The sequence below is a fragment of the Pseudoclavibacter terrae genome, from assembly GCF_008831075.1.
Classification (GTDB): Bacteria; Actinomycetota; Actinomycetes; order Actinomycetales; family Microbacteriaceae; genus Pseudoclavibacter; species Pseudoclavibacter terrae.
Map to the genome: position 1 here is coordinate 740,790 of NZ_WBJX01000001.1, position 14,655 is coordinate 755,444.

A 14,655-nucleotide genomic window follows, 5' to 3' on the forward strand; every position below is an offset into this window, starting at 1 on the left:
CGGATCGGCTAGCTCCAGGCGAGGACGAGGCGCGCGGCCTGGATCGGTATCAGGGGATCGACGCCCGTGACCTCGGCGAACCGCCGCAGTCGCTTGCTCAGCGTGTTCCTGTGGCAGTACAGGTCTTGAGCTGACTCCCCGATGTTGCCAGTGCGCAAATAGCTCGAGACGCTCTCCCGCAGGCGAGCCTGCTCGGAGGGCCCGCAGCGTTTCAGGGCCTCCTCGACGTCTGTCGCCAATGGCGCGCCCGTTTCCGACACGGCGCGTTTCATGTAGCGCGCCCAGCCGCGTTGCCAGGTCATGCATCCGACCTCGTGGGCATCGAGGAGACGTGCGAGCGAGAGTGCGACGTGCGCGGCTCGACCGAGGTCTGAGAGCCCCTGGTCCGCATCCACCAGACCCACCCGCTGATCGCGCAGGCGCCGCAGCGGCTCTCTGAACGTCGCGCTCGGCTCCTCCATCCCGCGCCGGGGAGCGAACGCCACGAGCCCGTCCGCGGAAGGATGCGTGAAGAATCGGTTGCCGATGCGATCGAAGTCCGCAAGGACGAGACGAAGGTGCTCCGCGTCTGAACCGACGGCCGCGATCACAAGCAGAGGGGCGGTTGGCTCCAGGCCCAGGTGCCCGGCGATGGTGCGCACGTGACTGTCCTGCAAGGGCCCTTCCTGCAGCAGGCTTGCGATGTGTCCCTGCAGGACTGCGGTCGCCTCACCCTGCATGCGCTCACGCTCTGAGACGTACGCTCGTTGCGCCCGATACGCGTACTCGTCAACGGTGCGAATCACCACGGATGTGTGGCGGACGATGAGCTCCGCGTCCGAAGGCAACGCGTTTCTGGTCACAGCACCCCACAGGACCTGGAAGTCAGCGTGGATGGCCGACATGAGGGAGCTCAACGGCACGTGTGCACGGGCTCGGGACACCCCGACCCGGTCGGCCACCTCGACGACGTCGGGGAGGCCGCCGACGCGAAGCCCCTCGATCATGGCGTCGAACGCCTGGGCGGCCGTCGTTCGTATGTCCGAGCGGGGGACCAGCGACGATGCGTAGCCGGGGATGTCGAAGATCAGATCCATGAAGGCCTCAACGAGAGCAGACACGTCGATCTGGTCCACGATCTCAAGCCAGCGGTCCCCATCCGTTCCTCGCGGGTGCTGTCCGATACCTGCGGTGGCTGCTGGGCTCATAATCGACACTTTATGTGCATGTGCACCGTTTTGGCGGGATAATCAGGAGCCCATGCACCCAGAAGAGTGACGAACGTGTTGACAAGCTGTTTCCAGGCCTCCGCACAGGGCGGTAGCCGTTTCGATTCTCGACGGGGAGCATCATGAGCGACAGGGCACCTACCGCAACGATCGAGTACAGCGCCGTGCAGGAACTGAGTTCGAGGGACGCTAACAAAGTCGCCGTCGGCGCCCTTGTCGGCACAGCACTCGAGTACTACGACTTCTTCCTCTTCAGCGCAGCTGCGGCGCTCGTCTTCAACGTGCAGTACTTCACCAACGAGAACGCAAGCGCAGCAGCACTCGCCTCGTTTGCCACGTTCGGAGTCGGCGTGGCCGCTCGTCCGATCGGCGGCGTCATCTTCGGAGCGATGGGCGATCGAATCGGGCGACGGAAGACGCTGATGATCACCATCATCGGCATCGGTGTCATCACCGGGCTCATCGGAATTCTGCCAACCTACGCCGCGATCGGAATCGCGGCGCCCATTCTGCTCGTGCTGCTCCGCGTCGTCCAGGGGCTCTTCGTGGGCGGCGAATGGTCAGGCGCACTCACGCTCGTCGTGGAGAACGCACCCCTCCACCTTCGTGCCAGATATGCGGTGATCCCCCTCATCGGTTCGCCTATCGGCACGATCCTCTCGTCAGGCGGCTTCTTCCTCATCACGTTCTTCTTCACTCAGGAGAACTTCGACTCCTGGGCCTGGCGGATACCGTTCCTCCTCTCACTCCCTCTGCTGCTCATCGCCATCTACATCCGCAGCCGACTCGAAGAATCACCAGTGTTTCGCCAACTCGAAGCGGCAGGGGAGACAGCACCGACGCCCGTCCGGACGACGTTCAAGCACAGCTGGCGCCAGATACTCGTCGGCCTGGGTTCGTCGCTGCTCGGGATGGGCGGCTTCTATCTCGTCACCACCTTCTGCGTCTGGTACGGCGTCAACGTACTCGACTACGAGCCGTCACTGATGCTCCTCGGAACCATCGCCGCCGCCACGGCTGAGATCTTCGTAATCCTGGGCGCGGGGAGGCTCGGGGCAAGATTCGGCTCCAGCCGCGTCATCCTCTGGGGCGGGATCGCCTCCGCAGCCGTCGCCGTGCCCGCATTCATGATGCTTGCTTCAGGAGTTCCGGTCCTGGTGATCCTCGCAATGGTGCTGGCCGTGTCCACGCTGTCGTTCCCATACGCCGGAACAGGGGCTGTGCTCACCGGACTCTTCCCCGCGAAAACCCGCTACACGGGCGTGGCGGTGGCCAACAACACCGCCGCCATGGTGGCTGGCTTCGTCCCTCTCGTCGTCACAGGTCTGGTCGCGACAGCCAACGAGTCATGGTGGCCAGCCGCCCTCATGCTCGCCTTCATCTCTATCGTCACTGCCGTCTGCGGTGCCATCGCACCTCGCTTCAGCGTCAGCCTTCCGGGATTCAAGCACTGACGCTTCGGCGCGCGAACAAGGAAAGGCAGAGCATCATGCACATCGACGTGAGAGTTCAGGCACGTGAGATCCTCACCATGGATCCGGCGAGACCGAAAGCGAGCCGCGTGGGAATCCTCAACGGACGGATCGTCGGGTTCGACGGCGACCTCGACGGCATCAGTGCGCGCGAAGTACTCGATTTCGGCGATGCCTGCATCACTCCGGGGCTCATCGACGCGCACTGTCACACCGCTTGGTGGGGACTCGGCCTGAAGTCGATCGACGCAGGCGAGTGCCCCACCCTCGCATCTCTCTACGATGCGATCGAAGCGGGGGCGGCCGCGCTCGACCACGAACCTGATGCCTGGATTCACGTCACGGGCTTCAACCAGGCTCTCTACGACGGTGCGTACCCCAGCCTCGCTCGCCTCGACCAGGTCACCGGCGCGCACCCGCTCTACATGCGCCACACGTCCGGGCACGCGGCTGTCGTCAACACCGAGACGCTTCAAAGGATCGGCGCGTTTCGGAACGACTTCGAGGTCCCGACAGGCGGAGTTCTCCGCCTGGACGAGAACAACGCCCCGACCGGTGTCCTCGAGGAAGCGGCTCAGGGGCTCGTCCAGGCGCTGCTCATGCCCTACTCGCAGGATGCGCTCGTGGATGCGATCGAAGCAGCCACCTCCAGGTACGCCGCGGAGGGCATAACGAGCTTCTCGGAAGCAGGCGTCGGCGGAGGCTGGATCGGGCACAGTCCGATCGAAGTGGCGGCATATCAGACAGCGGCAGAACGAGGCGTGCTGCACGCCCGCGCGCAGCTCCTGCCCGCCATCGATGCCTTGCGTCCTCTCCAGGCGCATGCCACCGACTTCCATGGTCGGGGGGAGGGGAGAGGGCTCGAGCTGGGCGTTCGCTTCGGCTTCGGGTCCGACGACGTGAGCTTCGGGCACGTCAAGGTGTTCCTCGATGGCTCGCTGCTCGGCGCGACGGCCGCTGTCACCGAGGACTTCTGCGGGCATGAGCACAATCGTGGGTACCTGCTCGACGATCCGGTGCACTACCAAGAACGCGTGCTCGCCATCTACCGCGCTGGCTGGCCGCTTGCGCTGCACGCTATCGGGGACGCGGCTATCGACCTCGCTCTGGACCTGATCGAGGAAGCGCAGAGACTCTACGGACTCCTGCGTGCCCCATGCAGGATCGAGCATTTCGGCATCGCGCGCCCGGATCAGGTCGCGCGCGCCGGGCATCTGCGAATCGCCGTGACGCCGCAGGCAGGGTTCATCGGGCCACTCGGTGACCAGATCGTCGAGCGTGTCGGTGAGGAACGGGCCGACTGGCTCTATCGCGGGCGATCCATCATCGATGCTGGAGTGATCCTCGCGGGGTCGTCGGACCTGCCCGTGTCAGACAACAACCTGAGGAGGGGTATGCAATCGGCCGTTGATCGCCTCACCGACACCGGCAGGCTCCTTGGGGCCGACGAAGGGATCACGCCGGAGGAGGCCCTGCGGACCCATACGGAATGGGCTGCTGCAGCCACGGGACAACTCCACGACAAGGGAACCCTGCAGACCGGCAAGCTCGCTGACATGACCGTGCTCGCCTCCTCACCGCTTGTCTCGCCCGATATCGCGGCGATCGCGGTCGTCGCGACGATCCTGGGTGGGAAGATCAGCTTCGACGGCCGCGAGATCCTGAGCGGTGGGTTCGCCGCTCACTCGGAGACAACCCCCTCCAGGAAGGCAGGAGCACGATGAACGCATCTGATGAATGCCCCGAAGGAACGGACGTCTTCGCTGACGCGCAAGCGGCCAGCGAAGCTCACGAGGTGGACGGGTGGTTTCGAGAAGTTCAGCAGGCTCAAGAGCTCTTCGATGCAACCCTCGCTCGTCTCCAAACGCCGGATCTGCGGAACGCCTCGCTGCTCCCGCAGTGGACACGCGCACACGTCGTCGCGCACGTCGCGTACAACGCGCGTGCGCTGACTCGCCTCGTCGACTGGGCCGCAACTGGCACGCCGAATCCCATGTACGCATCTCGGGCAGCGCGGGACGCGGAGATCGCAGCCGGAGCTCGCTTGACGGCGACGCAGCTGCGGCGACTCTCCGTGGGGGAGGCGCAGGGGTTCCAGGCTGCCTGGTCTGCGCTCCCCGAACCCCGCTGGGGCCACCAGGTCAAGGATGGGAGGGGCTTGCCACTGGCTGTCAAGCAGGTCCTGTTGCTGCGATCCCGAGAGCTCTGGATGCACCTCATCGATCTCGATGCGGGTATCACGACCGACGACGTCCCTGCGGCCTTGCAGCGCCGCATCCTCCAAGAGGTCCTCGACACCTGGGCGGCCCGAGACCACTTCGTCAGTGCAACGTCGACGGACGACGGCGTGAGCTCCTATCCGTGGGCGTCTCAGCACTGCGGACCGGGTGTTCGAGACACCGACCTCCGGATCTCCGGAGAGCTCTCCGACCTCCTCGCGTGGTCGACGGGGCGATCAGCCACAGGGATCGTCGCGGCCGACTTCCAGGGGCGCCCGCTCGAGACGGTCCCCGCTGCGAAGCCCTGGCTCTGAGCGCGTCTAGCCCGCCGACGCGGTCCTGGTGATGCGTGGTGCGGTGGCCGCCACGTCGCCGGCCGCTCCGGTCGGTGTGCCTGCGAAGGTCCAGTCGTAGGTGACGTCGACGAGTGTCCGACGAGCCAAGGTCATCGTGAGGGACTGGCTCGTGGAGCTGAGGCCGCCTGTCGTCGTGGTGATCGAGGCCGACCGGACCAATCCCGTACCCGTTGTGACATTGCGGACGAACACCGTGAAGGTGACCGGGCGGGGGTTGGTGCTGTCGAGCGCGGCATCGAAGGCGATCGAGTACGTGCCGGGCCCGAAACAGGTGGCCGGTGTGATCAGCTGCGTGCTGCTGTTCACGTTCGCAGGCGGGTCCGCGCTCATCAGTGCGACTTGGCTGAGTGTGCCGTACTGGTCCGCGTAGACCGCGCGGGGTGCGGTCGGGCCGGTTCGACTCTGACGCCACACTCCGAAGGAGCCGTCGAACGACCACGCGGACGTGATGGCTGCAGGGGACTCCGGCGCGCACTCCGCCGAGGCGACAGCGGCCGGTGCTGCAACGACAAGACCGACCGCCGGTACGGACCACGCCGCACCCCTGAGCAATGTCCGTCTCGGAAGGGCGACGGCGGGTGTCTCAGGGGAGTGTGCAGAGTCCATGGGGCGGGTCACTGTGCTCTCATGTCGGCCGCGCTCTCCAGGGGGAGTGCGGCTAGTGCGGGGACGCGTCGGTACGCACGGCACCTTCGCCGTGATCTCTGTGCAGAACGGACATTCGCATGACGCTGGTCCCTCGCGGCGCCCGTATCGCCGCTAACTCTAGGCGGCTCTCTCGGTCATGTCGATGACGATCTCGTTCGTCGGCGAGCTCTGGAAGTGTCGTGGCGTCTCCGGCGATCCTCCTGGCAGGCAGTGCAGGGACCATCTGCCATCTGCAGCAGTCGAGCACCGCCGCGTGTAGCATTCTGGGCATGTCGAGTCCCGAGTCAGACAAGTCAGGGGTTGTCGGTCACACCGCCAGCCCCGGACGTCCCTGAGAACTTCACCCCGCTCACGGAGCGCGGTCTCCTCGACATCTTCGGCGCGCCGGCCGTGGTGACCAGATGAATCCCTCGCTGATCACTGACCTCGGAGCACTCGATGCCCTTCGCCCTCTTCCTGCTTGCCCTGGCGGTCTTCGTCATGGGCACCTCCGAATTCATGCTCGCGGGCCTGCTGCCCGCTCTTGCCGCTGACCTCGACGTCACGATCGGCGTCGCAGGTCTGCTGACCTCAGCGTTCGCCATCGGGATGGTCGTCGGCGCGCCGCTCATGGCCGCCTTCGCGCGGCGCTTGCCCCCACGGGCCGTTCTGCTCTCGTGTTTGCTCGTGTTCGCCGCCTGCCATGTGATCGGCGCCGTCACGGACGACTTTCCCGTCTTGCTCGCGACCCGTGTGCTCAGCGCCCTGGCGAACGCCGGGTTCCTGGCGGTGGCGCTCGCGACCGCGGCCACACTCGTTCCCTCGGACCGAAAGGGGCGCGCTGTCGCGATTCTGCTCGCCGGCACGACGCTCGCCACCATCGCGGGTGTTCCCGGCGGCGCACTGCTCGGAGCCGCCGCCGGTTGGCGGGTCACGTTCTGGGCCATCGCGTTGCTGTGCATCCCCGCAGCACTCGGCATCATGCGTGGGATCCCGAACCGATCAGTGCATCCGAGTCCGGCTCCGCGGCTGCGCGTCGAACTCGGCCAGCTGGTCACGCCGCGGCTCCTCCTCGCGATGACGCTCGGCGCTCTCATCAACGCGGGCACCTTCGCGGCGTTCACGTTCCTGGCTCCCATCGTGATCGGCGGCCCGAGGCTCGGCGAGGCTTGGGTTCCGCTGGTGCTCGTGCTGTTCGGGGTGGGCTCGTTCGTGGGCGTCTCGATCGCGGGCCGACTGTCGGACCGTCACCCAGGTACCGTCCTGGCGGTGGGAGGCGCACTTCTCTTCCTCGGATGGATCGCGCTGGCGCTCCTCGCTTCGGAACCCGCGGCGCTGCTTGCCCTCGTTTTCCTCCAGGGAGTCCTCGCCTTCGGAGTGGGCAGCACGCTCATCACCCGCGTGCTCTACGCCGCCGCGAACGCCCCGACGATGGGCGGCTCGTACGCAACGGCGGCGCTCAACCTCGGTGCCGTCGCCGGCCCGGTCCTGGGAATCTTAGCCCTCGAGACCGGAGCGGGTGACGTCGGCCCGGTCTGGACTGCCGCCGTCCTCACCGCACTGGCTCTCGGGTTGGCAGCACTGCGCCGCAGGGACTTGCTCGGTGGATGACAGCATGGCCGGGCGGTGACAACCCGCGATGCCCCACGGGTGTGGACGTCGCCGACGGATGCCGTCGTCGACGGCTCCTGGCTGGCCCTCGGATCTGACTCCGAGCTGTGCGACCGCCACTGGTACCCGTTGGTGGGCTGATCCGCCGGACGCCTGCCGGCCTGTGCAAAGGGCGGGGGAGACCGCGCTGTGTCCCTCTTGCGTGATCGTCTAGGTTTATCCGGTGATGATGATGTCGAGGTGGGCCGCCTGTGCGCTCCTCGTGTCGGTTGCCGCGGGAATTCTTGCCGCGGTGCTCGCAACCATCCGCCTCGACTGGGCCATGGGTCTGGCGACACTGACCGCGCTCGCGGCGGCGTGGGCGACGGTCTGGCTGGTCCTGAAGGACCACGAGCGCGATCGGAAGCGGCTCGAGGAGGTCACGGAGCTCAGTACGAGGCGCGCCGACCAGGCGTCGGTGCTCAGCCACGAGCTGCGCACTCCGCTCGCCGTCATCCAGGGGGCCGGTGAGCTGCTCGCCGAGGAACGCGCGGGTCCGCTCACCGAGAAGCAGGCGGTGTTCGTGCACCGCATCGTCGACAACGCGGTCCGCATGCACAACTTCTCGGAACAGCTGCTCACCCGCGCTCGACTCGAGGCTGGTCTCGTGTCGATCGAACGCGCGTGGGTGGACCTCCGCGTCCTGTTCCGTGGCGTCGTGGAGGAGCTGTCCGAGATCTCCGACGTCACCGTGGTGTTGGATGCGCCGGGCGCCCCGGTGAGCGCGTTCGTCGACCCGCAGCTCACGCGCCAGGTCATCACGAACCTCGTCAACAACGCGGCGAGGAGCGAATCCACCGGCGGGCGCGTGGAAGTGCGTATCGTTCCAGGAGACGACGAGGTCATGATCTCCGTCAGCGACGGGGGAACCGGGATGAGCGAGACGCAGCGGGAGCGGCTCTTCAGTCGCTTCTCGAGCGGCCGGCCGCTCGGCAACGGAACCGGAATCGGGCTCTTCATCTCGCAGCAGTTCGTGGAGCTGCAGGGCGGGCGCATCCACGTCGACACGATCTCCGGGAAAGGGACGACCATGATGTTCACGCTGCCGCTCGCCGACCCGTCGCGTCGACGGCGGCGCCGATGACCGCGCCGAGCAGCCTCGCCTTCGTCGTCGACGATGAACCCGCGATGCTCGACATCGTCACCTTCGCGCTCGAGACGCAGGGGTTCACCACCGAGTCGTTCCGTTCGGCCGAGGCCGCCTGGTCCGCCCTCGAGCGCTCCCGCCCCGACCTCGTGGTGCTCGACATCATGCTCCCTGGCATCTCGGGCATCTCGCTCTGCCAGCGCATCAAGTCGCGCTGGGACGTGCCGGTCATGCTCGTCACGGCCAAGGGCGAGGTCTCCGACCGCATCGCCGGGCTGGAAGCGGAGGCCGACGACTACGTCGCGAAGCCGTTCCACCCCCGCGAGCTCGCCCTTCGAGCGCAACGGCTGGTGCGGCGCACGGACTCGTCACGCGTCGTCGTCGCCGCGGGCGTCCGACTCGAGCTCGACCCCGCGAGCCACGACGTGATCGTCGGGACCGAGCGCGTGTCGCTCACCAACACCGAATACAAGCTGCTGGCCGCCCTCATCGCGCATCCGAACTCGCCGCTCGACTTCTCGCAGCTGCTGCTCATGTGCTGGGGCGAGTACGACCGCCACGGCGACCGGGAGATGATCAAAGCGGCCATCTACCGGATGCGCCACAAGCTCGAAGCCACGGTGCCTGGCAGCGCCGCGGCCATCGAGAGCGTGCGCGGCACCGGCTACCTGCTCCGCGCCGACCGCTGACCGCCGGCGACGCCCCGCCCAGGCCCGCGCCCGTGCGGGTCCCGCAGGCGCTCGGTGACGAAGCTGTCACCGAGCATCACCAAGCTGTCACGGACGGATGCCCGCCCCGCTCCTAGCGTTGGCATGGTCAGGCACAGCGTCCTGATGCTCGACAGCACGGAAACAAGAACAAAGGAGTTCTCCCGCATGCAACGCAAAATGCTTCCCCTCGCGGTCGCGGCCACCGCCGCCACCGCGCTCCTGGCCGGTTGCTCGGCGGGCGCAGGCACTGAAGCTGGCGGCTCGAGTGAACCCGTCACGTTCATCTGCAGCCCGCAGGAGGACTGGTGCCAGCTCATCGCCGCCGAGTTCACGGCCGCATCCGGCATCCCCGCCAACTACGTCCGCCTGAGCGGCGGCGAGGCGGTCGCCCGCCTCAGCGCGACCGGTGAGACTCCAGAGTTCGACGCGTGGTTCGGCGGAGGCGCCGAAGGGCACCTCGCCGCCGACGAGTCGGGCCTGCTCGAGCCGTACACCTCCCCGAACGCCGAGCAGATCCCCGACGAGTACAAGGACGCCGACGGCACCTGGACCGGCGTCTACGTCGGGGCGCTGAGCTTCTGCTCCAACACGGATATCCTCGAGGAGATCGGCGCCGAGGCACCCACCTCGTGGGAGGACCTGCTCGACCCCAAGTTCAAGGGCAACATCGCGATGGCGCACCCCGGAACCTCAGGCACGGCCTACCAGGCGCTGTGGACCGAGGTCGAGCTGAACGACGGCGACCAGGATGCGGCGATCGACTTCTTCGGGAAGCTGCACTCGAACATCCTCCAGTACTCGAAGAGCGGCAGCGCACCCGGCCAGATGGCGGGCCGCGGTGAGGTCGCCACGGGCGTGATCTTCGCGCAGGACTGCCAGAAGTTCGTGAACGAGGGCTTCACGAACCTCGAGACGACGTTCCCGTCCGAGGGAACCGGCTACGAGGTCGGGGCCGTCTCCCTCATCAAGAACGCCAAGAACCCGGAAGGCGCGAAGGCGTTCATCGACTGGAGCCTGACGGCCGAGGCGCAGGACCTCGCCGCGACGGTCGGCAGCTACAGCGTGCCGACGAACCCCGACGCGACGATCACCGAGGACATGGTCGACTTCGACACGCTCAAACTCGTGCACGCCGACATCGACGCGGCAGGCAAGGCGCGTAACGAACTCACGGGACGGTTCGACGCGGAGGTGGCGCCTGCTCCGAAGGAGTAGAAGCGCAGACGAACAATGACCTCCACACTCGAAGCAGTCGCGGGGGGGGGGGCCGCCCCCCCCCCCGCGACCCCGGCCGCGCCCAGGCGCGGCAAGCGCCCGGCTCCACGAACGCGAGCACGCGCCGACCGCAGCGTCGTGATCCTCGGCCTCGCCGTCGCCCTCGTCCTCTTGCTGCTCATCGGCTACCCGGTCGTGCGCCTCCTCTCCGCGGCCTTCGCCCCGGACGGCCTCGCCGTGCTCGGCAGCATCGTCACCGACCCCGTCAACCACCGAATCATCCTCAACACCCTCACCCTCGGGCTCATCGTCGGCGTGGTGGGGACGATCATCGGCTTCCTGTTCGCCTTCGCCCAGGTGCGCGTCGCGTTCCGCGGCAAGCGAGCGCTGCACCTGCTCGCGATGGTCCCGATCGTCGCACCACCCTTCGCGGTCGCGACCGCCGTCATCACGCTCTTCGGGCGCAACGGCGCGATCAGCAACGGCATCTTCGGCATCAAGGGCGACATCTACGGCCTCACCGGCCTTGTGATCGTCCTCTCCCTCTCCTTCTTCCCTGTCGCCTACATGAACTTCCGGGGCATGCTCGAGTCGCTCGACCCGAGCCTCGACGAGGCCGCCGCCGGTCTCGGCGCGAGCAAGCTGAAGGTGTTCTTCTCCGTCACCATCCCCATGCTGGTCCCCGGCTTCGCCGGGTCATTCCTGCTGCTGTTCGTGGAGTCGATCGCCGACCTCGCAAACCCGCTCGTCCTGGGTGGTGACTACACGGTGCTCGCCAGCAGGGCGTACCTCGCGGTCACGGGCGACTACAACACGAGTGCCGGTGCCGCCTACTCGCTCACGATCCTCGTCCCGGCGCTCCTCGTGTTCCTCGTGCAGCGCTACTGGGTCTCCAAGCGCAGCGTCGTGACGGTGACGGGGAAGCCGACCGGGCGATCCGAGCAGATCACCGCCGCGAGCATCCGCGTGCCCATCCTCCTGCTCGTCGGGTCGATCAGTGCGCTCATCGTCACCATCTACCTGACCGTGCTGTCCGGCGGCTTCATGAAGGTGCCAGGCGTCAACAACGAGTTCACCCTCGAGCACTTCCAGTTCGTGCTCACGGGCATCGGCTCGAAGGCGATGACCGACACCGCAACCCTGGCCCTCATCGCGGCACCCATCGCGGGTGTGCTCGGGATGCTCATCGCCTGGCTCGTGGTACGCAAGCTTCGGCGCACGGCCGGCATCCTCGACTTCGTCGGGATGCTCGGGCTCGCCGTGCCTGGCACGGTGCTCGGCATCGGCTACGCGCTCAGCTACATCACGCCCACGACGATCTTCGGCGTGCAGATTCTGCCGGCGCTCGCGGGCGGCAGCGCCGCCTTCGCCGGTGGCATCGCGATCGTGATGGTCTACATCACGAGATCGCTGCCGTCCGGTCAGCGCTCGGGCATCGCAGCGCTGAACCAGATCCACCCCGCCATCGAGGAGGCCTCAACCTCGCTCGGCGCGGGATCCGGCACGACGTTCCGCAAGGTCACGCTGCCGCTCATCCAGTCGGCCCTCCTCACTGGCCTCACGTTCGCCTTCGCGCGGTCGATGACAACCCTGTCGCCCATCGTGTTCCTGACCACGCCCGGCATCAAGATCATGACCTCGCAGATCCTCGCCGAGGTCGACTCGGGCCGATTCGGGAACGCGTTCGCGTACTGCACGGTGCTCATCCTCATCGTGCTGACGCTCATCCTCATCATCAACTTCCTCGTCCGAAAGGTGATCTTCCGTGGTCGCACACACCGTCGTTGACTCCGTCGATGGCCTCGCCGAGGCCGTCGGCATCGACCCAGAGGCCGCGCTCGGCCGCATCACGCTCCGCAAGCTGACGAAGCGGTACGGCGCGAAAGCGGACGACCCGCTCGCGGTCGACTCCATCGACCTGGAGATCGAGCCTGGCGAGTTCATCACGCTCCTCGGCCCGTCCGGCTGCGGCAAGACCTCGACGCTGCGCATGATCGCCGGCTTCGAGGAGCCGACCTCCGGCGAGCTGGAACTCGACGGTGCGGACATGATCCGCGTCGCCCCCAACCAGCGACCCATGTCGATGGTGTTCCAGTCGTACGCGCTGTTCCCGCATCTGTCGGTGCGCGAGAACGTCTCGTACGGGCTGAAGCTCAAGAAGATGCCGGCGGCGCGGATGCGCGAGGAGGTCGACACCGTCCTCACGATCATGAACCTCATGAACTTCGCCGACCGTGCCCCGCACCAGCTCTCGGGCGGCCAGCAGCAGCGCGTCGCCCTCGCCAGAGCCCTGGTCATGCGGCCGAAGGTGCTCCTCTTCGACGAGCCCCTGTCGAACCTCGACGCGAAGCTGCGCGTGCTCATGCGCAACGAGATCCGGCGCCTCCAGCGTCGCCTCGGCATCACGAGCATCTTCGTCACCCACGACCAGGATGAGGCGATGACGCTCTCCGACCGGATCGTCGTGATGAACCGAGGCCGGATCGAGCAGGTGGACGTGCCGGACACCGTCTACCGCCGCCCGGAGTCGGTGTTCGTGGCCGACTTCATCGGCCGGGCCACGTTCCTCGACGCCACCCTGCTCGCCGAGCCGAGCAACGGCCGAGCACGCGTCGTCGCGCTCGGCCGCGAGTTCGAGACCGACTGCCAGGACGGGGTCACGATCGACACCGAGGTGCTGCTCATGATCAGGCCGGAGTCGGTTCGCCTCTCCGAGCGGGTGGATGCGGCAGACGTGCACGGGGACATCGGTCGCGTGCTCAACGCGATCTTCCACGGCGACAGCGTCGAGTACGAGATCGAGACGGACACCGGCACCATCGTCGCGCAGGTGTCCGACCCGTCCGTCGAGGACATCCTCCGGCCTATGGACTGCGTCCGCGTCAGCATCGCACCTGACCGCGGCTGGCTGCTGCCGAAGACCGACTACGAGGAGGACGCCGCAAGGCACTAGTCACGTCGGCACCGTGAACTCGGGCCGTCTGCTCCTCTTGGAGCGGGCGGCCCGATTTCCGTCGCGGCGCCCACGTGGGCGCTCCGCGCGAGGCCGTCACCCGTATCCGAACGGCTATAGTCGCGATCATGGAGCCAGAAGACACCTCGCCCGTTGGCATGGCCGGCATCGCCGCCGCCGCGGGCGTCTCCGTCTCCACCGTCTCCCGGGCGCTCAGCGGCGTGCCCGGCGTCTCCACGGCGAAGCGCGCGGAGATCCGCAGGATCGCGCGAGCCCAGGGGTACCTGGCCGACGACATCGGCCGAGAGCAGAACCGGGACGCGCGAACCGCCGGGCGGATCACGGCTGTCATCCCAGAGCCCGACCGATGGGTCTTCGGCTCCATCCTCGCTGGGTTGCACGACGTGCTCACCCCGACGGGCGCGACGCTCACCGTCTACCAGGGGCTCTCCGGGCGCGAGCGGGCGAAGCTCTTCGAAGCCACCGCGCTCTCCCGCAGCAGCGACGTCGTGGTGCTCGTGCCGATGCCGCATCGCATGCCGGTCCCTGACGTGCGACGCCTCGGCGTTCCCGTCGTCGTGGCGGGATCCGTCGTCGAGGGCATCGCGAGCGTCGGCATCGACGACGTCGTCGTCGGCCAGCAGGCCACGAACTCCCTCATCAACGGCGGATGCACGAGCATCGTCTACGCGTCGAGCACCGACCACGAGGGCACGCCCGGCAACGCCTCCCGCCGCCGGGCAGAGGGCTTCGAGTCGCGCATGCAGCGAGCCGGACTCGATCCGAGCTGGCAGGTGCAGGTGCCGTTCGGCCCGACGGCGGGCCAGGTCGCCGCGGAGCAGCTGCTGGCGGGGGAGCGCTTGCCCGACGCGGTCTTCGCGTCGTCCGACGATCTCGCCTCCGGCATGCTGTCCGCGTTCCGCAAGGCCGGGGTCAGGATCCCGCAGGACCTCTCGATCATCGGCGTCGACGACAGCCCCATCGCCAGCCTCATGCACCTCACCACGATCGCGCAGCCTGCTCGCCAGCAGGGACACCTGGCCGCGTCGATGGCGTTGCGTGCCCTGCAGGGCGACCTGACGAGCGAGGCGGTCACGCTCGAGACGCGCCTCGTCATCCGCGAATCGACGGGGCACCCGACCGCGAGATAGCGCACGC

General features: G+C 67.4%; 13 protein-coding genes. 11 read left to right on the forward strand and 2 right to left on the reverse strand.

The genetic code is table 11. The features are described from left to right. Positions 1 to 8: 8 nt before the first annotated feature. Complete coding sequence (locus F8O03_RS03435) at positions 9 to 1,187, reverse strand: PucR family transcriptional regulator (protein ID WP_151422364.1); 1,179 nt, start codon at positions 1,185 to 1,187, stop codon at positions 9 to 11. A 143-nt stretch (positions 1,188 to 1,330) separates the two neighbouring features. Between F8O03_RS03435 and F8O03_RS03440 the strand changes: the two genes are divergently transcribed. The 3 genes from F8O03_RS03440 to F8O03_RS03450 are packed head-to-tail and all read left to right on the forward strand — an operon-like array spanning position 1,331 to position 5,213. Beyond that, entirely contained in the window at positions 1,331 to 2,662 is a 1,332-nt protein-coding gene (locus F8O03_RS03440; protein WP_151422365.1) for an MFS transporter, read from the forward strand. Positions 2,663 to 2,697: 35 nt separating this feature from the next. Next, positions 2,698 to 4,404, forward strand: a complete 1,707-nt coding sequence (locus tag F8O03_RS03445; protein ID WP_151422366.1) for an amidohydrolase — start codon at positions 2,698 to 2,700, stop codon at positions 4,402 to 4,404. Continuing rightward, positions 4,401 to 5,213 (forward strand): maleylpyruvate isomerase N-terminal domain-containing protein, encoded by an 813-nt coding sequence (locus F8O03_RS03450; RefSeq protein ID WP_151422367.1) that lies wholly within the window; start codon positions 4,401 to 4,403, stop codon positions 5,211 to 5,213. The genes F8O03_RS03445 and F8O03_RS03450 overlap by 4 nt, the downstream gene beginning before the upstream one ends. A gap of 6 nt (positions 5,214 to 5,219) precedes the next feature. On the opposite strand, the gene F8O03_RS03455 is transcribed toward F8O03_RS03450, so the two are convergent. Then, positions 5,220 to 5,561: a hypothetical protein gene (locus F8O03_RS03455; protein ID WP_151422368.1), complete on the reverse strand. Its 342-nt coding sequence runs from the start codon at positions 5,559 to 5,561 to the stop codon at positions 5,220 to 5,222. 780 nt (positions 5,562 to 6,341) lie between these two features. Between F8O03_RS03455 and F8O03_RS03460 the strand changes: the two genes are divergently transcribed. The 8 genes from F8O03_RS03460 (at position 6,342) to F8O03_RS03490 (ending at position 14,648) form a co-directional block, all read left to right on the forward strand. After that, complete coding sequence (locus tag F8O03_RS03460; RefSeq protein WP_151422369.1) at positions 6,342 to 7,493, forward strand: Cmx/CmrA family chloramphenicol efflux MFS transporter; 1,152 nt, start codon at positions 6,342 to 6,344, stop codon at positions 7,491 to 7,493. 15 nt (positions 7,494 to 7,508) lie between these two features. After that, positions 7,509 to 7,634: a hypothetical protein gene (locus tag F8O03_RS18500; protein WP_280115561.1), complete on the forward strand. Its 126-nt coding sequence runs from the start codon at positions 7,509 to 7,511 to the stop codon at positions 7,632 to 7,634. 85 nt (positions 7,635 to 7,719) lie between these two features. After that, positions 7,720 to 8,616, forward strand: coding sequence for a sensor histidine kinase (locus F8O03_RS03465; RefSeq protein WP_151422370.1), 897 nt, complete (start codon positions 7,720 to 7,722; stop codon positions 8,614 to 8,616). After that, positions 8,613 to 9,308, forward strand: a complete 696-nt coding sequence (locus tag F8O03_RS03470; RefSeq protein ID WP_151422371.1) for a response regulator transcription factor — start codon at positions 8,613 to 8,615, stop codon at positions 9,306 to 9,308. Before F8O03_RS03465 ends, F8O03_RS03470 begins: the two co-directional genes overlap by 4 nt. Positions 9,309 to 9,494: 186 nt before the next feature. Further along, positions 9,495 to 10,544 carry an ABC transporter substrate-binding protein gene (locus F8O03_RS03475; RefSeq protein ID WP_208851782.1) on the forward strand — a complete coding sequence of 350 codons (1,050 nt, stop codon included), beginning with the start codon at positions 9,495 to 9,497 and terminating at the stop codon, positions 10,542 to 10,544. A gap of 138 nt (positions 10,545 to 10,682) precedes the next feature. Beyond that, positions 10,683 to 12,332: an ABC transporter permease gene (locus F8O03_RS03480; protein ID WP_244295882.1), complete on the forward strand. Its 1,650-nt coding sequence runs from the start codon at positions 10,683 to 10,685 to the stop codon at positions 12,330 to 12,332. Continuing rightward, positions 12,310 to 13,497: an ABC transporter ATP-binding protein gene (locus F8O03_RS03485; RefSeq protein ID WP_244295883.1), complete on the forward strand. Its 1,188-nt coding sequence runs from the start codon at positions 12,310 to 12,312 to the stop codon at positions 13,495 to 13,497. Before F8O03_RS03480 ends, F8O03_RS03485 begins: the two co-directional genes overlap by 23 nt. 128 nt (positions 13,498 to 13,625) lie before the next feature. Then, complete coding sequence (locus F8O03_RS03490) at positions 13,626 to 14,648, forward strand: LacI family DNA-binding transcriptional regulator (protein WP_151422373.1); 1,023 nt, start codon at positions 13,626 to 13,628, stop codon at positions 14,646 to 14,648. Positions 14,649 to 14,655 lie beyond the last annotated feature (7 nt).

Excerpts from the sequence above, each read along its gene's own strand:
- F8O03_RS03450 (WP_151422367.1), top strand. The coding sequence starts at position 4,401 with ATGAACGCATCTGATGAATGCCCCGAAGGAACGGACGTCTTCGCTGAC.
- F8O03_RS03465 (WP_151422370.1), top strand. The coding sequence starts at position 7,720 with ATGATGATGTCGAGGTGGGCCGCCTGTGCGCTCCTCGTGTCGGTTGCC.
- F8O03_RS03445 (WP_151422366.1), top strand. The coding sequence starts at position 2,698 with ATGCACATCGACGTGAGAGTTCAGGCACGTGAGATCCTCACCATGGAT.
- F8O03_RS03470 (WP_151422371.1), top strand. The coding sequence starts at position 8,613 with ATGACCGCGCCGAGCAGCCTCGCCTTCGTCGTCGACGATGAACCCGCG.
- F8O03_RS03440 (WP_151422365.1), top strand. The coding sequence starts at position 1,331 with ATGAGCGACAGGGCACCTACCGCAACGATCGAGTACAGCGCCGTGCAG.
- F8O03_RS03460 (WP_151422369.1), top strand. The coding sequence starts at position 6,342 with ATGCCCTTCGCCCTCTTCCTGCTTGCCCTGGCGGTCTTCGTCATGGGC.
- F8O03_RS03435 (WP_151422364.1), bottom strand. The coding sequence starts at position 1,187 with ATGAGCCCAGCAGCCACCGCAGGTATCGGACAGCACCCGCGAGGAACG.
- F8O03_RS03475 (WP_208851782.1), top strand. The coding sequence starts at position 9,495 with ATGCAACGCAAAATGCTTCCCCTCGCGGTCGCGGCCACCGCCGCCACC.
- F8O03_RS03490 (WP_151422373.1), top strand. The coding sequence starts at position 13,626 with ATGGAGCCAGAAGACACCTCGCCCGTTGGCATGGCCGGCATCGCCGCC.